This is a genomic window from Xanthomonas hortorum, from assembly GCF_011305375.1.
In the GTDB taxonomy this organism is placed as follows: Bacteria; Pseudomonadota; Gammaproteobacteria; order Xanthomonadales; family Xanthomonadaceae; genus Xanthomonas; species Xanthomonas hortorum_E.
Genome location: NZ_VCME01000022.1, coordinates 40212 through 60318, shown reverse-complemented (window position 1 = coordinate 60318; position 20107 = coordinate 40212). Strand labels below are relative to the sequence as shown.

Genomic DNA, 20107 nt, shown 5'->3' with positions numbered 1-20107 from the left:
CATCGCAATCTCAGCCGCAGCGACGCCACAACCGGTAAAATGATCCGGTGGATGTCTCTCATTTGCTCGATCATTTAAACCCCGCCCAGCGCGAGGCCGTTTCCGCGCCGCCGGGGCATTACCTCGTGCTGGCCGGTGCCGGCTCCGGCAAGACGCGCGTGCTGATCCATCGCATCGCCTGGCTCAACGAAGTCCAGGGCGTGCCCAACCACGGCATCTTTGCGGTGACCTTCACCAACAAGGCCGCCGGCGAAATGCGCCACCGTACCGACCTGCAGCTGCGTAACGGCAGCCGCGGGATGTGGATCGGCACCTTCCATGGGCTGGCGCATCGGCTGCTGCGGCTGCATTGGCAGGACGCGCGGCTGCCGGAAGGCTTCCAGGTCATGGACAGCGACGACCAGCTGCGGCTGGTCAAGCGCGTGGTGCAGGCGCTGGAGCTGGACGAGGGCAAGTATCCACCCAAGCAGATGAGCTGGTGGATCAACGAGCAGAAGGACGAAGGCCGCCGCCCGCAGCATATCCAGCCCGAGCCCAACGATGACTGGACCGAGGTGCGCCGGCAGGTGTACGCGGCCTACCAGGAACGCTGCGACCGCTCCGGGCTGCTGGATTTCGCCGAGTTGCTGCTGCGCGCGCATGAACTGCTGCGCGACACCCCCGCCTTGCTGGCGCATTACCGCGCGCGCTTTCGCGAGATCCTGGTCGACGAGTTCCAGGATACCAACGCCATCCAGTACGCCTTCGTGCGCGTGCTGGCCGGCGAGAGCGGGCATGTGTTCGTGGTGGGCGACGACGACCAGGCCATCTACGGCTGGCGCGGTGCCAAGGTCGAGAACGTGCAGCGCTTTTTGAAGGACTTCCCCGGCGCGCAGACGGTGCGGCTGGAGCAGAACTACCGTTCCAGCGCCAATATCCTGGGCGCGGCCAATGCGGTGATCGCGCACAACCCGGACCGCATCGGCAAGCAGCTGTGGACCGATTCCGGCGATGGCGACCCGATCGATCTGTATGCGGCCTACAACGAAGTCGACGAGGCGCGCTATGTGGTCGAGCGCGCGCGGCAGTGGGTGCGCGACGGCGGCAGTTACGGCGAAGTGGCGGTGCTCTATCGCAGCAACGCACAATCGCGTGCGCTGGAAGAAGCGCTGATTTCCGAGCAGCTGCCGTACCGCGTGTATGGCGGCATGCGCTTCTTCGAACGCGCCGAAATCAAGGATGCGTTGGCCTACCTGCGGCTGCTCAGCAACCGCAGCGACGATGCCGCCTTCGAGCGCGCGGTCAACACGCCCACGCGCGGCATCGGCGATCGCACGTTGGACGAAGTGCGCCGGCTGGCACGCGCCAATGCATTGTCGCTGTGGGAAGCGGCGATGCTGTGCACCCAGGAAAACACCCTGGCCGCACGCGCCCGCAATGCGCTGGCCACGTTCCTGAGCCTGGTCGGCCAGCTGCATGCCGAAATTGGCGACATGGAACTGGCCGAACGCATCGACCACGTGCTGATGCGTTCGGGCCTGCGCGAGCATTGGGCCAAGGAAAGCCGCAGCGGGCTGGATTCAGAATCGCGTACCGAGAACCTGGACGAACTGGTGTCGGTGGCCTCGCGCTTCACCCGCCCGGACGACGAAGACAGCCAGGGCATGACCGAGCTGGTCGCCTTCCTCGCCTACGCCTCACTGGAGGCCGGAGAAGGCCAGGCGCAGGCGGGCGAAGAAGGCGTGCAGTTGATGACGCTGCACTCGGCCAAAGGCCTGGAATTCCCCATCGTGTTTCTGGTCGGCCTGGAAGATGGCTTGTTTCCGAGTGCGCGCTCGCTGGAAGAAAGCGGGCGGCTGGAAGAAGAGCGTCGCCTGGCGTACGTAGGCATCACCCGCGCGCGCCAGAAGCTGGTGCTGTGTTACGCCGAATCGCGGCGCATCCACGGCCAGGACAACTACAACGTGCCCTCGCGCTTCCTGCGCGAGATCCCGCGCGACCTGCTGCACGAAGTGCGCCCGAAAGTGCAGGTCTCGCGCACCACCTCGCTGGGCGCGGCACGTGGCGGACCGGTGCACGGCGTGGTCGAAGCCGCACCGATCAAGCTCGGCGCCAATGTCGAACATCCCAAGTTCGGCGGCGGCGTGGTCGTGGATTACGAGGGCGCCGGTGCACACGCGCGCGTGCAGGTGCAGTTCGACGAAGTCGGCGCCAAGTGGCTGGTGATGGCGTATGCGAATTTGACGGTGATGTAGCGGCGGTTGGTGGTTGATGCAGATGCCGTAGGCATACAACCGATCGGCTCCATTCCGGCCCGCACGCGCGTGCAGTCTTGCTTGCGCATATGTAGCCGATTACGTCACGGTACAGCGATGACCAAGGCGCACAGACAGATGAAGAAAAAGATCGTCATTCTTGTGAGCACCTCGTCATGCCGGATCACATCATGAACGCTTTCGAGGCACTCGGTCTTTTTTCAAATACTGATAAAAAACTAGCGCAGCACTTGGAGAAATTGCCAGCCAAGCAAAAGAGAACAGCCAAAGGCGTCCTGGAGTCATCAGTGAAACTGGCGTATGTGCTGTTTGCCATGGGTGACACGCGCGCTGCCTCTGAACTGGTAGAGCCTATTTCCAAGATCCCTTTTGCCAATAGCTATGATTGTTGGACGTGGATTGAAGCTGCCTTGGTGATGAAGTGTAGGCTGGCAATTGCTCAAGGTCATAACGAAGAATATGACGAGGCATTTCGAGCCGCCGTTGCCGCTCTTAAATCAGGCAGCGAGCTTCAAATGACGGTAAAGGCAAATGTTCACAAACGTTTCATGGATGGGCAGACGCTGGACATGGCGTTTGAAGATGAAGAGAACTTCGTGGATGAGTTCGAAATGCGACTTTCCTATATCACTGCACTTATGAAGATTGAATTTTTTGGGTGCAGCGAAACTTGGACTGGCTCCAGAATAGAAAGTGAGTTGCTGAGCAATATTGCTCGGATGAACGATATCATTGTGGCCAAGGGTATTTATAAGCTTGCACCTTACAAATAATTGGGCCGCTGGAAGTTTTAGCGGCTGAGGGTGCATGTTGATCGTAACGATACAGTCTTCTGGCAGTTGGTCATGCGCCGGTGCGCCGCCTTCGTGACCGGAACTTGCAACGTCAACTTGGCAGTTTACGAACGGAGCGCAGTGGTCCCTGCAGGAGACGAGGTGCATGGCACCAGTTGCGCCTGTTTCACTGTGGCCAGGTTTCTTCTATCGCGGCTAATCTCCAGGTGCTCCGGCGCCGAGAAGCGATAACCGTCCATCAGCGCGGCGTGCATGTTCCTAGAACCTGTGCATGCGCATGATTGGTGCATCGCTCGATGCCTTCTTCGCGGCATCCGTGCCACCCTGTGCCGGCACCAATCGTACAGAGATACGCGCACCATGCAGACCGAGAAACAAAAAATGCTCGCAGGCGAGCTGTACAACGCGGCTGATACCGAATTGCAGGCCGATCAGGCTGCCGCTGCCGAGTGGATGGTGCGGTACAACGCCACCGCCGCGAAGCCGTCTGCACAGCGGCGCGCGCTGCTGGTAGAGCGATTGGCCGACGTGGGCGAAGGCGCGGTGATTCGCCCGCCGTTTCATTGCGACTATGGCTACAACATCCGTCTGGGCGCGGGCGCGTTCCTCAACTTCAACTGCGTGATTCTGGATATCTGCGAGGTCAGCATCGGCGAGGGCACGCAAGTGGGTCCTGCGGTGCAGTTCTATGCTGCCGATCATCCGCGCGATGCGGCAGGACGCGCTAGCGGGCTGGAGTTCGGGCGGCCGATCCGCATCGGCCGCAACGTGTGGATCGGCGGCGGTGCGATCATCTTGCCTGGCGTGAGCATCGGCGACGATGCAGTGATCGGCGCCGGTGCGGTGGTCACCCGCGATGTCCCGGCAGGCGCGACTGCGCTGGGAAATCCTGCGCGCGTACGCGCGAGCCGCAACGATCCCGATGCAGCGCCAACCGATTGAGGTCGTGCAGCAATCCGCGTGTCGGCATTGATCTGTATCAAGGCAGGCGCCGGCGCATGATGTCAGGCTGATTCCGCCGGCAAAGGCTGGTTATTCAAGGAGATATCACCATGTATAAACGTATCCTGATCGCCATCGATGCATCCGAGCTGTCGCATCGTGGTTTGTTCCAGGGCCTTGAACTGGCCAAGGCGACTGGCGGCAAGGTCGATATCGTCACCGTGTCAGAGCCATGGGCGATGGGCATGTACGACGCGATGGGTTGGAGCGTGGGCTACGAGGCAAGCCCGGAATATCGCACCGAGCGCGAGGCCGCTGCCGAGAAGATTCTGCGCCCGGCACTGGAACTGGCGGCTGCGGCCAATATCAAGGCCACCTCGCATCACGTGCTGGATCGGTTCGCCGCCGAAGGCATCGTGCAGACCGCCAAGGACTGCAACAGCGATCTGATCATCATGACCTCGCACGGACGCCGCGGCGTGCGCCGCATGCTGCTCGGCAGCCAGACGGTGGAAGTGCTGACCAACAGTTCGATTCCGGTGTTGGTGATTCGCTGACGGGCGGAAGTTTTGCTGCGCAAGAACACGCTCAGCGCATCGCACATTCCACTGTAGGAGCGCGCCTGAGCGCGAGAGGCATTACCGGTAACGCCCCATCGCGCGCAAGCACGCTCCTACGCGGATTACGGATCAGTTTTCCATTGTTTCAGGCTGACCCGCAAAGCGGCTCGCCGGCTGTGCAAGACGCCGTAGCGCTTCGGTATGGATCAGCGAGGCGGGCTGCACCGGCAGCGTGCCAGGGCGCACCGGCGCGTGATCGCGTTGCGCATCCTGGCTCAGCTCGCGCATGAAGCGCCATAGCGGCATGTAGTGGCCGCGGCGCGGCGAATGCGTTGCCGGCGCAGCCCGACAGTGGCGGCGCCATTGCATCGGCTGCATGCCGAAACGCTGCTGAAAACAGCGTTGAAACTGCCGTTCCGAGGCAAAGCCCATTTCATACAGCAACCAGGTCAGGCTGCACTCCGGGTAGGCCTGCAAATAGCGGTGCGCGGTGCACAGGCGCTGCTCGCGGATGTAGCGGGCCACGCCGCCACGCGACTGGAACAGCCGGTACAACGAGGCGCGCGATAGCGCGAACGTCTGTTGCAAGGACTCGGTACCGAGCTCGGCCTCGCCGATATGCTGCTCGATGTAGGCCAGCAGATCGATCATCAGCGGCGCGTGCGCCACCACCGATGCCGATGCCTGCGGGACGATGGCGCCATAATAGCCGGTGTTGCTCATGCGGGTGCTGCCTGCGGCCCACTCCCCGGGGCCTGTTATCTGATCAACCGAGAAAAGCGGCGCCAACCCATCACGGTCTTTTATGAACTCCGTGCTGGGTCACGCATCGGTGCGATCGACGGCGATCCAGGCCAACCGGCTGGCCCCTTCCTCAATGCACCGCGACGCCGGGAAGCCGCATGGACCCTGCCTGCGCTTTGGGTAGCGGCCAATGCAAGGCCCATAGCAACGGCATCGCATCGAGATCAGGGAACAGTGCTGGCTAGCGCTGCGCTGCATGAAGTCGCGCCGATTCGCTGATTCGAAAAGACTGGGTTCTGCAGTGCGATGCCGGCCACCAAGTGAATACCGAGCTCAGCAAAACCGAAGGCGCGCAGAAAGGCGATGGCAGATCACATGATCAAAGCGGTGAGACGATTCGTCGGGTGATCGACGAAGGTGCTTCTAGGGTGGCGCAACGGAAGACGGAAGCGTCGCCACCACCACTCTCACGCACACGTGGAATCGTCCTGACAGCTGTCGGTATCCCGCGCTAGCGGGACAGTCAGATCGCTTGCTCTTGACGCCTTCGTACACACGTTTCAAGACAGCGTTCGCTCTCCAGGAGACCTCAATGTCGTTCAATATCATCAGCTGCGATGGCGGCGGAATTCGAGGACTGATCACCGCGATCCTCATCCAGGACCTGAATCAGCACAGCAACATCCTCAGCCATGCAAATTGCTTTGCCGGCACTTCCACCGGTGGCCTGCTTGCTCTGGCATTGGTGCAAAACGTCTCGATCAACACGATTATCGAGATGTACATGACCAAAGGCGCAAGCATTTTCGAACCCAACGGGTGGCTTCTCGATCAACAGGCCGAGTCGCAACAGCAAGGGGTGGACGCGACGCTGGGTAGCGGGCCGGGCTTCTTCAGCAGCCAGTACAAGAACGACGGATTGATCCAGATCGCAAGTGGATTGTTGGGTACAACGTCGCTTGCAGATGCGAAGCGGCTCGTCGTCGTCAACGCCGCGCGCCTGTGGGACGCGACCAGTGGGAACTGGATGCCTGCCACGTTCTCCAACGGCGTCAACAATGCGTACAGGCAGATCAGCATGGTCGATGCCGCGTTGGCCACGTCTGCCGCGCCAACCTACTTTCCGCCTTATCAGATTTCCGGAGCATACGGCGACTATGGGTTCTTCGCCGACGGCGGCGTGTTCGCCAACAATCCGGCCATGACCGCCGTGGCCGAGGCCATTGCAAGTGGCCTGGTGAACAGCGTCGGCGATATCCAGCTGCTCTCGCTTGGAACCGGCAGCAGCCCGCAAGGAATTCCATCCACCGCGATCGGCAACCCGCTCGACTGGGGCGCAAAATCCTGGCTGTATCCCTGGGCAAGCGGCTCGGTGCCGGCCATGCCGCTACTGAATCTGACCATGGATGCAACGGCCGAACTTGCAAGCATTCAGGCCGAGCAGGTGCTGGCCGGCAACTTCAAGCGCGCCAATGTCGAACTGAAACGTCCTTACGCACTGGATGACTGGAAGCATGTCGCTGATCTGGCCAGCGAAACCCAGGCTTACCTGCAGACAGATGCGTGGAAACAGACGCGTGACTGGGTCGCCAGCCGCTGGACATAGGGCAAATATCGGATTTTCGCGTAGGTGCAACGTGGAGCTGCCGGAGCGCAGCTGCGTGGACAGCCCGCACGCTAGGTTCCAATCGTTTCGTCCACATCCACCTCGCAGCTCGCTCTGCGTTGTTTGCCAGTCTGGCGTTGACCCGGAATCGGGACACGCCGGCAGCGACATCGTCATCACTTTCAGGTTGTAGCAGTGTTCCAGCCGGAACGCATTGTCTTGGTTTGCCATCAGGAGATAACGAATGAGCAACGCATCGCCACATCCGCATGATGAATCCGGTATCGAATGGACCGACGCCGTCAGCGACAAAGGAATTCCCTACCAAATCGGGTTTCGCGGCAGCAGTCAGGAGACGGAGCAAGCCGATGCTGCAGGCGAAGAAGCGAAGAGAGATTTCGGCATTGCTGTCGCTTGGCCGCTGACCGGAAACAATTGGACCGATACCACCGCAGAGGTCAAATCGATTGCTGCGATTTCTCGCTATAATCTCGGAGCCTACGGCGGGACCTGGGCATATATCCTGTATTTCAGCAACACCGAGCACTACGACTACTATTTTTACGACAAGACAGGCGACAGCTATCAGGTCAACACGTATCGCAATGGCGACCATTACGTGAGGTACAACTCGAGTGATCCGGCGATTGCCTTTATCAAAGGCAGCTGATTGCAGGATGTCAGGCAAAGACCGGCCGCAACGAATCGATTGCGGCCGGTTTTTCAACGCGTCTCGATCCCGACGGGGCCCCAAGACGTTGTGTCGGATAGTGCGTCTATCTAATTCTTGATCATGACTCGAGCTTGGAAGACGTTGGCAAGCGGCATGAGTCCAGACGCCGAATCAATTGGTGTGCATACTCTGGTGACACTCATGACCGAGACTTCCTGCGAATCAGCCAATCTTATTTGCCACTATAGGGAGCATTAAATCGCGACGGCGTGCTCCGGGCATCATGCCCGTGCTCTGTTACCAGCCATCGGCGCCATGGTAGAAATTTTATGCTGCTTTCCAAGCTTGCTTCACTCGGGCGCAAAAACCATCACTCCATCCCCAGCCATCACTCTCAGCGTCACCACACGACGATCGCTGCCTCGATCAAACTGAAACTGCAGTGTCCCTGCAGGAATCGCCGCATCGGCAACAAAGCGATGGCTGTTGAGCGGCTTCAGCGAGCGAGGCCTGCTTTTACCTTCCAGCACCAGTCCCTCGCTGTTTTGCGAAATCACGACCTCCTCGCCGAGAAAGCTCAGATCCAGCACGCCGGTGAGTAGCGGTTCCTGATTGGGCCGCCGCACATAGCGGCCGGTGTAGTCCTTCAGGAGGGCGGTGAGATCGACGGTGCTGACTTGCACCGACCAATCGCCTGGCCAATGCTGCGCATCGGAGACCGCGTTGCGAATCTCGTTATGGAGCAAGTCGCCGTTTTCACCGTTGGTGAGCACGATCAGGCCGTCGCCGCTCTCGAGATTTCCTTCTAGATAGGCCTTGTAGCTGTCGTTGGATCCGGCGTGATGAAAGATGCGCGATTGCCCTTGCCCGGCGAGGCGTGGCCCGAGTCCGTGGATGCCGGGGGCCACCTCGGTCATCATGTCGATAGCCAAAGCTTGCGGCAGAAATCCGCCACTGCTGCGGTAGGAGCTACCCAACGCGATGACCAAGCGGCTCAACTCCTTGGCCGAGGTCCAGAAGCCGGACGCCGCCAGTTCCGGGAAACTTTGCCATCCACGCTGAAGCGCGACAGGAGCGCCCGAGTCGTCGTGTGCGTGCGCCACATCGCGCGTGTCTGCGGCAAGGCCTGCATCGAACCTGCTCCTGCGCATGCCCAATGGGCCAAGAAGATGCTCGGTGGCAATCGCATTCAACGGGTTGCCCACAGCGTCTTCGATCACCGCCTGCGCGATCATGTAACCGCCACCGGAGTAACGCGCGCGGGTGCCGGCAATATCGATCCGCTGCAAAGGCTTGTTGACTGCGGGCGACGTGCCGGTGAGCGTCTGTACCAGCGTGGGCAATGCAGCGCCTGGGTCAAAGTCCTTAAAGCCGTGCACGTTGAAACCTGCGGTATGCGACAGCAACATGCGCAGGGAAATCTTGCTGGTATCGCTGTCCGGTCCCTGCGGTATATGCCAACGGCGTAGCCAGGTGCCGACGTCTTTATCCAGATCCACGATGCCAAGCGCGGCAAGCTTCACGCACAGCGCGGCCGTCACTACCTTGCTGACCGAGCCAACCGAGAACAAGGTGTCTTCGCCGATCGGTGAGCGACCTCCCGCCGTTGTCGATCCGAAGCCTTTGATGCTGTGGATCCGCCCCCCGCGCAGGATCGCAACTGCCACGCCTGGTACTCGGTGATGTTGCATACGCGCTTGCAAGGCCCACTGCTCCTGACCGGTGTGCACGGTTGGGCGCAGCAATGTTTCGAACGATGCAGGCGGGCTTGATGTTTTTGCGTGAGCAGCGATCGGCAGTGACCACAGTGGCAACGTCAGCCCGCCAATCAACAGCTCACGACGATGGATGACAGGCATGACGATCCTTGTACTTTAGGGCGAGGCAGTGGGAGAAGTGAGCCAGCGTTTGCAGGATGCCCAGCTAACGATTTGCTCTTGTGATGATGCAATGCAATTGAAATTTTTTTCTGGGCGATAGCAGTGGGCGAGGTTCGCTTGTTACTTCGCTCACCAAGCTATTCGACATCAGCACGGTAAGCGCAATCGGTGCAAGCCTGATATCAGGTCAAAAGTTTCCATGGATGCGGCCATGCGTGCTTGCTGGCAAGTGATCTAATCATCTCCCAAGACTGCATCGATACGATTTGACTCGCCTGATTCTAACGCTGCTGCGGCTGTGTCAGCGACGCTGCATCAGCGGAAGCACGTTCGCGCGTCAATTGCTCTTATCGAAGCTTGGGGAAATCCAATGAAATGCATCTCTGCAGTATGTTGTGTCGTTTTCGGCCTTGTCGTGCAGAGCACGCCTGCATTCGCCGCCGAACCGATCACCGGAAAATGGTTTACCGATAACCAGCAGGCACTGGTCGACATCCAGCCCTGCGGCACGTCGCTGTGCGGCACCATCGTCAAGGTGCTGCGGGCCAAGCCCGGTAGCCGGAAGACCGATGCGTTCAATCCGGACCCGGCCAAGCGCCACACCCCCATGGAAGGCACGGTGATCCTCAGCGAGCTGGTGGATGCAGGAGATCTGTGGAAAGGCAAGATCTATAACCCCGAATCCGGCAAGACCTACAACGCCAAGATCAAGCGTGGCGTCGATGGCTCCTTGAAGGTGGAGGGCTGCGTGGCCTTCATATGTCAGGGGCCGACCTGGCAGCCCGCACCTTGATGGCTGCCTGACCTGGCCGGCCCGAGGCGCGTTTGCCAGGCCCGGCGCAAGCGAGCTAAACCGTTTGGTTTTGAAATGCCTACCCGGCCGCCAATGCGGGATACTGCGCTCCCACGCAGGCGAGATGGGCCCGATGTCCGAGCTGCCGATCACCGAGTTGTTGCAGGCCTGGCAGCGGGAGGAGCCCGGCGCGGGCGATGCATTGGCGCGGCAGGTGTACATGGTGCTGCGCGAGACGGCGTTGCGGCTACTGCGGCGCAATGCGCGCGGCGGGCTGCAGGCCACCGAGCTGGTGCATGAGGCATGGATGCGGCTGGAGCAGGGGCAGCAGGGATTTCGCTCGCGTGCGCACTTCTATTCGGTTGCCGCACTGCAGATGCGCCATCTGTTGGTGGATCTGGCGCGGCAGCAGGCCAGCGCCAAGCGGGGTGGGCAGGCGGTGACGTTGACCATCAGTCTGTCCGATGGCGCGCCGCGACCGGAGGCCTTGCTGATGGTGGCCGATGCCTTCGACAAGCTGGCGCGCGTTGACGAGCGCAAGGCCAAGGCGTTCGCGCTGACCGAGCTGGTGGGTTTCAGTGTGGCCGAGGCGGCCGAGCAACTGGAGGTGTCGGTGCCCACGCTGGAGCGCGATCTGCGCTTTGCGCGGGTGTGGCTGGCGGCGCAGCTGTGAGTGTCGTGGCCACTTCCTGGCAACGCCTGGAGGCGCTATTTCATCAGTCCTGTCTACTGCCGGTGGAGGCGCGCGAGGCATTCGCGCGTGCGCAGGCCGGTGACGATGTGGTGCTGCGCGATGCGTTGCTGGCGATGCTGGCGGTGGAATCGCAGGCCACGCTGCGCGTGCGTGCGCCGTTGAAACAGGCGGTGGCCGCCTTGCGCGCGCCATTGCCGGAGCTGCCGGCCGGCACGCGCTTTGGTGCATGGGCGATCGACCGCCTGATCGGCGCCGGCGGCATGGGCCAGGTGTATCTGGGCCATCGCGCCGACGGCGCTTACGAGCGCGAGGTGGCGATCAAGCTGATGGCCGCCGATGCGCTGGATGTGCAGGGCCGCGCGTTGTTCGAGTTCGAATGCCGCTTGCTGGCGCAAATGGTGCACCCGGCGATCGCGCAGATTCACGATGTAGGCACCGATGCGCACGGCCGCCCGTATCTGGTGATGGAATACCTGCGCGGCGAGCCGATCACCTGGTGGTGCGATGCGCATCTGCTCTCGCTGCATGCGCGCGTGTTGTTGATGCTGCGGGTGAGCGAGGCGGTGCAGCACGCACACCAGAAAGGCGTGATCCATCGCGACCTCAAACCGAGCAATGTGCTGGTCAGCGACATCGATGGGCGGCCGATGCCGGGCGTGATCGACTTCGGCATCGCCATCGATGCGGCCAACCCCGGCATGACCTCCGCGCATGGCCGCGGCACGCCCGGCTACATGAGCCCGGAACAGGCGCGCGGTGTGCAGGACGTGGATGCGCGCAGCGACATCTATGCATTGGGCGCAATGTTCTATGAGTTGAGCTGCGGGCTGGCACCGGTGGCCGGGCGCGATGGGCTGCCGCAGCCCCCCTCGCAGCGCGTGGCAGCAGTGCCGGCCGATGCGCGTGCGCGGATCTGCGCCGCACGCGCGACCACCCACGCCCGACTGCAGCGGCAATTGCGCGATGGCCTGGATGCGATCGTGTTGCGCGCGTTGGCGCCCGAGCCCGTTGCACGCTATGCGTCGGTATCGGCCTTGCTGGACGAGCTGCATCGTTGGCTCGATGGTTACCCGCCGCGCGCGTTGCAGGCGGGCCGGTGGTTGCGGTTGCGCAAGTTCGCCCAACGCCATCGCAGTGGCGTGCTGGCCGCCGGGCTTGTGTCGATCGCGCTGATGGGTGGTCTGGGCGCCACGCTGTGGTCGCTGCAGCAAGCCGCGCGCGATGCACAACGCGCGCAGGTCACCGGCGATTTCATGAGCTCGGTGTTGTCCAGCGTGGACCCTGGCATCGCGCAGGATCTGGATAAGACGTTGATGCTGCGCGTGTTGCAGCAGGCCTCGCAGCGCGCCGCGCGCGAGCTGGCCGATCAACCGGATGCACGCACCGAGGTGGAACTGACGCTGGGTCGCACGCTGATCGCCTTGTCGGACTATCCGCAGGCGGTTGCGCATCTGCGCACCGCGCAGGCGCTGGCGCAGCAGAGCACGGGTGCCGGTAGTACGCCTGCGCTGGAAGCGGCCTCCATGCTGGGCCAGGCGCTCAGTGGTGCGGGTCAATCGCGCGAGGCCGAGCGCGTGCTGCGCGCCGGCATGGCGCAGGCCGCGCGCGGCAATGCGAAGCAGCAGAGCCTGGGTAACGACATGCGTGCACGGCTGGCATGGGCGCTGCGCGATCAAGGCCGCATGCTGGAGGCGCTGGCGGAAAGCCGGCATGCCTACGTCGCCGCACTGGCCAACGTGGCCACCACCGCAGAACGCCGCATCGATGCCGGCAACAGCTACGCCGGCATGCTGGCCGAGAATGGGCAGCTTGCACCGGCCATTGCCTTGCAGCGCAGCCTGCTGCGCGAGCGCATTGGCGTGCGTGGGCCAGAGCATCCGCTGGTGCTGTCGATGCGCAACAGCCTGGCGGTATTTTTGCTGATGCAGCGCGATTTTGCCGCTGCCGAAGCCGAACTCGTCCCGCTGCTGCGCATTACCCGCAAGCTGTACGGCGACAACGCCGCCGATACCTTGATGGTGGAAGGCAATCTCGCCGACACCTTGCGTCAGCAAGGCAAGCTGGCCGAAGCCGGCCCGCACTACCGCGCTGCGATGGAGCGCGCACGCGCCGCCTTCGGCGACGATGCGCGGGCCACGATCACCTACCGCAGCAACCATGCCTTCTGGTTGCTGGATGCCGGGCAGGTGCAGGCATCATTGGTCGAACAGCGCGCTTGCCTGGCCTCGTCCTTGCGCGTGTTGGGTCGTGCGCATCCACAGACCGCCGAGATCCTGCGCGGCATGTCCGAAGCCGAGCGCAGGCTTGGCCAGACCGCCGCTGCGCGCGACCACGCGCAGCAGGCGCTGCAGATGTTGACCGGCATCTACGGCGATGCCGAAGAACCGCTGCTTGCCGCACGCCAGACCCTGGCGCTGGCCGCAGCGGCCAAGGCAATGCCGGCCATCTCAAGCGCAGAGACCACCACCGCGGTTGCGCAACGCTGATACGAAGTTGGCTTCACCGGCACCAGCGGCCAAAGAGCCGCTGCGCTTACGCTCTACGAATCCCGAATCACCAGCTATACAACTTCCAATACACCTTGTTGACCTTGTCCTTCTCGGCATCGGTATGGCCGTCGTGATCGCGGTCGTACAGGAAGTAGGGCGCACCGCGCGCGGGCGTCACCCGCACCATTTCCAGCTGGCCGTTGACCCGGTACTCGTCGACCTTGTCGCCGTTGCCCATGGTCTTGCTGGTGACATCCGCACCGGCCGGCACGTTGCCGCTGGCGCCGCTGGTGGCACAGCCGCCGAGCAGCAGTAATGGCAGCAGCAAAAGACTTGCTCTCATCATCGTCGTCATCCGTTCTAGGTCGTTGCTCAGTATGCGCTGGGCGGCGTGGGGTGAGCGTGCAGCGGTAGAATTGGCCGATGAGCAAATTAGTCCTGATCGACGGGTCCAGTTACCTGTATCGCGCGTTCCACGCGCTTCCGCCGCTGACCAATGCCCAGGGCGAGCCCACCGGTGCCTTGTTCGGTGTGGTCAACATGCTGCGCGCCACCTTGAAGGAGCGCCCGGCCTATGTCGCGTTCGTGGTGGATGCGCCCGGCAAGACCTTCCGTGATGACTTGTATGCCGACTACAAGGCCAATCGCCCGTCGATGCCCGACGACCTGCGCGCGCAGGTGCAGCCGATGTGCGACATCGTGCATGCGCTGGGCATCGACATCCTGCGCATCGATGGGGTGGAAGCCGACGATGTGATCGGCACGCTGGCCCTGCAGGCCGCCGCCGATGGCTTGAGCGTGACCATCTCCACCGGCGATAAGGACTTCGCGCAGCTGGTGCGCCCGGGCATCGAACTGGTCAACACCATGAGCGGCAGCCGCATGGATTCGGACGAGGCGGTGGTCGCCAAGTTCGGCGTGCGCCCGAATCAGATCGTCGACCTGCTGGCGCTGATGGGCGACACCGTCGACAACGTGCCCGGCGTGGACAAGTGCGGCCCCAAGACCGCCGCCAAATGGCTGGCCGAATACGACTCGCTCGACGGCGTGATCGCCAACGCCGACAAGATCAAAGGCAAGATCGGCGAGAACCTGCGCGCCGCATTGCCGCGGCTGCCGCTCAACCGCGAACTGGTCACCATCAAGACCGACGTGACTCTGGCCAGCGGCCCGCGCGCGCTGGACCTGCGCGAGCCCAACGCCGAAACGCTGGCGGTGCTGTACGCACGTTACGGCTTCACCCAGGCGCTGCGCGAACTCGGCGGCGCCGCTGCCCAGGCCGGCCTGCTGACCGAGCCGATGCCGCTTGGCGCCGCCGCAGCCAGCGCCCGCACCGAACCCGGCCGCGCGCGCGGCACCGGCTTCGTGTCCGGCCCGGTCAGCGCCCCGGTGGAAGTGGACCCGGCGCTGTCGGCACCCGGCCAGTACGACACCATCCTGACCCACGAACAGCTCGACAGCTGGATCACCCGCCTGCGCGCGGCCAGCCAGTTCGCCTTCGATACCGAAACCGACAGCCTGGATCCGCTGCAGGCCGACCTGATCGGCCTAAGCGTGGCCGCCGAGCCCGGCCAGGCGGCGTATCTGCCGTTCGGCCACAACTTCCCCGGCGCCCCGGCCCAGCTCGACCGCAGCCAGGCGCTGGCGCAGCTGGCACCGCTGCTCACCGACCCCGCCGTGCGCAAGCTCGGCCAGCACGGCAAGTACGACCTGCACGTGATGCGCCGCCACGGCATCGCCCTGGCCGGCTACAGCGACGACACCTTGCTGGAGAGCTTCGTGCTCAATTCCGGCAGCGCCCGTCACGACATGGACAGCCTGGCTAAGCGCTACCTGGGCTACGACACGGTCAAGTACGAGGACGTCTGCGGCAAGGGTGCCAAGCAGATCCCATTCGCGCAGATCAGCTTGGACGACGCCACCCGCTACGCCGCCGAAGATGCCGACATCACCCTGCGCCTGCACCACGTGCTTGGCCCCAAGCTGGCCGCCGAGCCGGGCCTGGAGCGCGTCTACCGCGAGATCGAGATGCCGCTGGTGGAAGTGCTCGCCCGCATCGAAGCCAACGGCGTGTGCGTGGACGCGGCCGAACTGCGCCGCCAGAGCGCCGACCTGTCCAAGCGCATGCTCGCCGCCCAGCAAAAAGCCACCGAGCTGGCCGGGCGCACCTTCAACCTGGATTCGCCCAAGCAGCTGCAGGCGCTGCTGTTCGACGAACTCAAGCTGCCCGCGGTAGTCAAGACGCCCAAGGGCCAGCCATCCACCAACGAAGAGGCGCTGGAAGCCATCGCCGACCAGCACGAGCTGCCAAGGGTGATCCTGGAATACCGCGGCCTGACCAAGCTGCGCAGCACCTACACCGACAAACTGCCGGAGATGATCCACCCGCAGTCCGGGCGCGTGCACACCAGCTACCACCAGGCCGGCGCGGCCACCGGGCGGCTGTCTTCGTCCGATCCCAACCTGCAGAACATCCCGATCCGCACCGAAGACGGCCGCCGCATCCGCCGCGCCTTCGTCGCCCCGGCCGGGCGCAAGCTGATCGCCTGCGACTACTCGCAGATCGAGCTGCGCATCATGGCGCACCTGTCCGGCGACCCCGGCCTGGTGGGCGCGTTCGAGTCCGGCGCCGACGTCCACCGCGCCACCGCCGCCGAAGTGTTCGGCCGCACCATCGACACCGTCAGCAATGACGAGCGCCGCGCCGCCAAGGCGATCAACTTCGGCCTGATGTACGGCATGAGCGCGTTCGGCCTGGCCCGCCAGCTCGGCATCGGGCGTGGCGAGGCGCAGGACTACATCGCGCTGTACTTCAGCCGCTACCCGGGCGTGCGCGACTTCATGGAAACCACCCGCCAGCAGGCGCGCGACAAGGGCTACGTGGAAACCGTGTTCGGCCGCCGGCTGTATCTGGACTTCATCAACGCCGGCAGCCAGGGCCAGCGCGCCGGCGCCGAGCGCGCCGCGATCAACGCACCGATGCAGGGCACCGCGGCCGACATCATCAAGCGCGCCATGGTCAGCGTGGACGGCTGGATCGCCGACCACGCCGAGCGTGCGTTGATGATCCTGCAGGTGCACGATGAACTGGTGTTCGAAGCCGATGCCGACTTCGTCGACACGCTGCTGGGCGAGGTCACCGCGCGCATGTCTGCCGCTGCTGAATTGCGCGTGCCGCTCGTGGTCGACTCCGGTGTCGGCGATAATTGGGATGAGGCGCACTGACCCGGCAGATAACGCTGATATGCTGAATGCGCAGACCAGACATTATGCGGATTAGGCCTGCGTCGATGGAATGAATAACCGCTAAATTCTACATATTTTTAACAGTTATCTTCACGATCCATCAATGTAGAAAATGTTGTTATATCCCTCGACGGGCGCAACGCCTGTCGGCAGATCTCTCCCATCCCCTGGAGCAGATCTCGGAGCGGAAACTACTCCCCAAGTTTCCGTTCCCTGGCCCCGCCGACCTCCCCCTGGTCTGCGGGGCTTTTTATTTTCGGGCTTGAATTTTGCTCCGCAACATAACCGGCTCAATGCATGAGGCGAATGATTCGGTTGCGCCAGCAATCACAAATTTAAACAGGCTTAATTAAATCAATCAATCAACACAGCGTTTCATTCAACGCCGTGTTTAATCAGCCCGTTCAGCCTAGCCAATCGCGCGGCACCAGATAGTCCATCAGACGCGCCTCGGCGCTGCCCGGTTCCGGGGTGAATCCGTATTCCCAACGCACCCGCGGCGGCAAGCTCATCAGGATGCTCTCGGCGCGCCCGCCGCTCTGCAGGCCGAACAGGGTGCCGCGGTCGTAGACCAGGTTGAATTCCACATAGCGGCCGCGACGGTAGAGCTGGAACTCGCGCTCACGCTCGCCATACGGCGTGTCCTTGCGGCGCTCGACGATCGGCAGGTAGGCATCCAGAAAGCCGTCGCCAACCGCGCGCTGATAGGCGAAGTCACGTTCGAAGTCCTTGTCCAGGTCGTCGAAGAACAGCCCGCCCACGCCACGCGTCTCGTTGCGGTGGCGCAGGAAGAAGTATTGGTCGCACCAGCGCTTGTGCGCGGCATAGCGTTCTTCGCCAAATGGGGCGCACAGCGTCTGCGCGGTGCGGTGCCAGTGCAACACGTCTTCGTCGACGGGGTAGAACGGGGTGAGATCGAAGCCGCCGCCGAACCAGGCCGCCACCACGTCGCCATCGCGCTCGGCGCGGAAGTAGCGCACGTTGGCGTGGGTGGTGGGAATGTGCGGATTGTGCGGATGGAACACCAGCGAGACGCCGCAGGCGCGCCAGGTCGCCCCGGCCAGCTCGGGCCGATGCGCACTGGCCGAAGGCGGCAGGCGCGAGCCGGACACATCCGAAAAGCCGATGCCGGCCTGCTCGAACACTGCGCCATCGCGCAGGATGCGGGTGCGCCCACCACCGCCTTCTTCACGCTGCCAGAGGTCTTCGGCAAAACGCGCGCTGCCATCGATGGCTTCCACGGCAGCGCAGATACGGTCCTGCAAGCCGGTCAAATAATCGCGTACACGGTCGAATTCGTTCATGCCCCGATTCTAAGCGGTGCATCCTGGTTCGTGCATCGGGGCGAACGCGCCCGTTTGTCGCAGGGCGAGGCAATGCTTCGCTTGGGCAGCTAGCGGACGGGCACGGGTGCCCGACCAACTAGGCTGCTGACCTGTGCTCTTGCACTCCATCTCAACGTCGTTACGACCCGAAATCTCGGTTGTCCTGGAGTGGTTGAGCAGCGCGGATAGATCAGTTGTATAGATCAGTTGTAGAGCGGCTGATCTGCCGATTGCAGCAGGGCCCTTGCCCGCCCACCGTCGCGGGACACGCCGCAAGTACGTCCGTGTAGGCTCTTACGCGGCATCCATGGTCCCGCGACGGTGGGCGGGCAAGGACCAGTGGAGATGGTCGGTGTGCATGGTGCAAGCAGTGCATGACTTGCGTCGTTTGAGTAACGGCGCGCCCGATCAGCTTTGCAACGCAGCGCGATCAGTAGGCAGGCTTTCAACAGAGCAACCTACAAACTTTCTGGTGCGGTGCCCTTACCGCTTGCGGGACCGTGTGGCGGCATGGATGCCGCCACCGAGCCTACATGGACGTACTTGCGGCGTGTCTCGCGAGCGGTGAGGGCACCGCGCCCTCGACGCGACTGGCACGCCCTCGAAGCTGTCCACGCAGATCAAACGCAGCGAACGATCAACCCTCGCGCGACGCAGCAAATTCAGCGCGCACGGCCGGCGTACACAGCCGCCACGCCAGCACTGCGTGGATGCAGCCGAGTGCCAGGACGCCCGCGCCGGTCAGCAGCAAGGCGAGCTGGCGCGTCGCCTGCAGGCGCGCCTGCAACTGCGGCCACTCCGGGCTGTGCAGCACATCGGCGGGCAGCATGGCCTGCACACCCTCGAACAACGGCCCGATCAACGCCAAGCCGCCGAAATTGAGTAGCCCTGTCACCAGCAACACCGCCACAAATCCGACGCGCGCCCATTCGCGTCGCTGCAGCAACGCCCAGCTGAGCCACGCAAACGCGGCCGATAGCACTGCACCTGCAACCGACAACGACAGCGCATGATCGATCAGCCATTGCCACGACGCCGGCAGTGTCATGCCGTCGGGCAATCCCATCGACGTCGCGTCCGGCATGATCGCGATCATCATGATCTGCAGCAGATTGCCCATCGCGCTGACCAGCCCGAGCAGCAACGATACCCATGCCAGCGGCGTGACAAAGCCGCCATGCGACCGCGATGACGGTGGCAGCGGTGCGTTCATTGCAGCGAGGCGATATGTGCGGCCACCGCAGCCTGGCCATCAGGATCCAGCGACGGCTGCAGTTGCGCGTACCAACCCGGCAGCGCATCGGCCGGCAGGCACTCGCGCAACAACGGCGTGCTGCGCTCAAGGAATGCTTCGAAAAACGGTAGCCCGCGCACGTAAAGGAAATGGCTGTCGGTGATCGACATTCCTGCGTATGCCTCGCGCAACCATTCCAGATGCGGCAACGCGTGCGCACCGTGGCCGGCGCGGGTCAGCGCGGTGAGGAAACTGGTGCGTGCGGTGGCCGGCGAGGTGGAGCGCTCCTGCGCATTCAAATCGTCGAAGGTCAGCAGCCACTGCTCGCCACGATCGATCTCGTTGCACATCACCGAGGTGGTCGCCAACTGCAGCGCGTTGTGTGCGGTGGGCTCCAGCTCGTACAGCGCCAGCCAGTGCGGGTACGCCTCGCGGTAGCGGTCCAGCGCGCTCAATGCCAATGCACACAACCGCTGCGCATCGGCGCCCAGGTGCAGCTGTGCCTGCGCGGCGTTGTAGGCGCCCACCTGATCGCCGCGCTGGAACAGGGTCAGCGCTGGCAACAATGCGGGGTCGATCTCGGCTTCGGTTTCCGTGTCGTCGGCTGCGGTGGCCGGCGCCACTGTCGGTTCGGCTCGTGGCGTCTTTGCCGCCGGGGTCTTGCGTCCAAACAATCGGTCCCACAGGCCCATCGCGATTACCTTCTGCGCGCCGGTCGGTGAATGGAAAGCCGCTGCGGTGCCGGCGGCGCTCCGGTCGGGCGGCAGACCGATGCAGAGGGGAGCGCGATGCGCCAGCGATCTGCCGATCCTGCGTCAAGCTTAGAGCCAGTTGCGTACGTGGAGGTGAGTGCCAGGCACGTTGTTGCGGGG

General features: G+C 63.2%; 16 protein-coding genes. 10 read left to right on the top strand and 6 right to left on the bottom strand.

Annotation, left to right across the window (positions count from 1 at the left end):
* Positions 1-47 precede the first annotated feature (47 nt).
* From uvrD to FFY45_RS18300, 4 genes are all read left to right on the top strand, one after another.
* Positions 48-2234 carry a DNA helicase II gene (uvrD, locus tag FFY45_RS18315; RefSeq protein WP_176341516.1) on the top strand — a complete coding sequence of 729 codons (2187 nt, stop codon included), beginning with the start codon at positions 48-50 and terminating at the stop codon, positions 2232-2234.
* 191 nt (positions 2235-2425) lie between these two features.
* Positions 2426-3028: a DUF6707 family protein gene (locus tag FFY45_RS18310; RefSeq protein WP_176341515.1), complete on the top strand. Its 603-nt coding sequence runs from the start codon at positions 2426-2428 to the stop codon at positions 3026-3028.
* Positions 3029-3409: 381 nt separating this feature from the next.
* Entirely contained in the window at positions 3410-3991 is a 582-nt protein-coding gene (locus tag FFY45_RS18305) for a sugar O-acetyltransferase (protein ID WP_176341514.1), read from the top strand.
* A 110-nt stretch (positions 3992-4101) separates the two neighbouring features.
* The gene (locus FFY45_RS18300; RefSeq protein ID WP_006452697.1) at positions 4102-4548 is read left to right on the top strand and encodes a universal stress protein; all 447 of its coding nucleotides are present in this window, start codon (positions 4102-4104) and stop codon (positions 4546-4548) included.
* Between the two features lie 132 nt (positions 4549-4680).
* Here the strand turns inward: FFY45_RS18300 and tagK are convergent, their stop codons facing one another.
* A complete protein-coding gene (gene tagK / locus FFY45_RS18295) occupies positions 4681-5340 on the bottom strand; it encodes a transcriptional regulator TagK (protein WP_176341513.1) in 660 nt (219 codons plus the stop codon).
* 547 nt (positions 5341-5887) lie between these two features.
* Here tagK and FFY45_RS18290 point away from each other — a divergent pair.
* Both FFY45_RS18290 and FFY45_RS18285 read left to right on the top strand, forming a co-directional pair.
* On the top strand, positions 5888-6901 hold the full coding sequence (locus FFY45_RS18290) for a patatin-like phospholipase family protein (RefSeq protein WP_176341512.1): 1014 nt from the start codon (positions 5888-5890) through the stop codon (positions 6899-6901).
* 244 nt (positions 6902-7145) lie between these two features.
* Complete coding sequence (locus tag FFY45_RS18285; protein WP_168957489.1) at positions 7146-7571, top strand: hypothetical protein; 426 nt, start codon at positions 7146-7148, stop codon at positions 7569-7571.
* A 353-nt stretch (positions 7572-7924) separates the two neighbouring features.
* On the opposite strand, the gene FFY45_RS18280 is transcribed toward FFY45_RS18285, so the two are convergent.
* Positions 7925-9433 carry a serine hydrolase domain-containing protein gene (locus FFY45_RS18280; protein ID WP_176341511.1) on the bottom strand — a complete coding sequence of 503 codons (1509 nt, stop codon included), beginning with the start codon at positions 9431-9433 and terminating at the stop codon, positions 7925-7927.
* A gap of 436 nt (positions 9434-9869) precedes the next feature.
* On the opposite strand from FFY45_RS18280, the gene FFY45_RS18275 reads away from it, so the two are divergent.
* The 3 genes from FFY45_RS18275 to FFY45_RS18265 all read left to right on the top strand — a co-directional run bounded on the left by FFY45_RS18275 (position 9870) and on the right by FFY45_RS18265 (position 13427).
* On the top strand, positions 9870-10247 hold the full coding sequence (locus tag FFY45_RS18275) for a DUF2147 domain-containing protein (protein ID WP_343204115.1): 378 nt from the start codon (positions 9870-9872) through the stop codon (positions 10245-10247).
* 133 nt (positions 10248-10380) lie between these two features.
* Positions 10381-10920 (top strand): ECF-type sigma factor EcfK, encoded by a 540-nt coding sequence (ecfK, locus tag FFY45_RS18270; protein ID WP_104552342.1) that lies wholly within the window; start codon positions 10381-10383, stop codon positions 10918-10920.
* Positions 10899-13427: a protein kinase domain-containing protein gene (locus FFY45_RS18265; RefSeq protein ID WP_176341510.1), complete on the top strand. Its 2529-nt coding sequence runs from the start codon at positions 10899-10901 to the stop codon at positions 13425-13427. Before ecfK ends, FFY45_RS18265 begins: the two co-directional genes overlap by 22 nt.
* Positions 13428-13494: 67 nt before the next feature.
* Here the strand turns inward: FFY45_RS18265 and FFY45_RS18260 are convergent, their stop codons facing one another.
* Positions 13495-13776 (bottom strand): DUF2782 domain-containing protein, encoded by a 282-nt coding sequence (locus tag FFY45_RS18260; protein ID WP_095575361.1) that lies wholly within the window; start codon positions 13774-13776, stop codon positions 13495-13497.
* Positions 13777-13853: 77 nt separating this feature from the next.
* Here FFY45_RS18260 and polA point away from each other — a divergent pair, with 77 nt between their 5' ends.
* Positions 13854-16655, top strand: a complete 2802-nt coding sequence (gene polA / locus FFY45_RS18255; protein WP_176341509.1) for a DNA polymerase I — start codon at positions 13854-13856, stop codon at positions 16653-16655.
* Positions 16656-17080: 425 nt separating this feature from the next.
* Here the strand turns inward: polA and hemF are convergent, their stop codons facing one another.
* The 3 genes from hemF to FFY45_RS18240 all read right to left on the bottom strand — a co-directional run bounded on the left by hemF (position 17081) and on the right by FFY45_RS18240 (position 19927).
* Positions 17081-17980 carry an oxygen-dependent coproporphyrinogen oxidase gene (gene hemF / locus FFY45_RS18250; protein WP_176341508.1) on the bottom strand — a complete coding sequence of 300 codons (900 nt, stop codon included), beginning with the start codon at positions 17978-17980 and terminating at the stop codon, positions 17081-17083.
* A gap of 658 nt (positions 17981-18638) precedes the next feature.
* Positions 18639-19214 carry a hypothetical protein gene (locus tag FFY45_RS18245; protein ID WP_176341507.1) on the bottom strand — a complete coding sequence of 192 codons (576 nt, stop codon included), beginning with the start codon at positions 19212-19214 and terminating at the stop codon, positions 18639-18641.
* Positions 19211-19927, bottom strand: a complete 717-nt coding sequence (locus tag FFY45_RS18240) for a hypothetical protein (RefSeq protein ID WP_115039250.1) — start codon at positions 19925-19927, stop codon at positions 19211-19213. Before FFY45_RS18240 ends, FFY45_RS18245 begins: the two co-directional genes overlap by 4 nt.
* Positions 19928-20107: the final 180 nt, after the last annotated feature.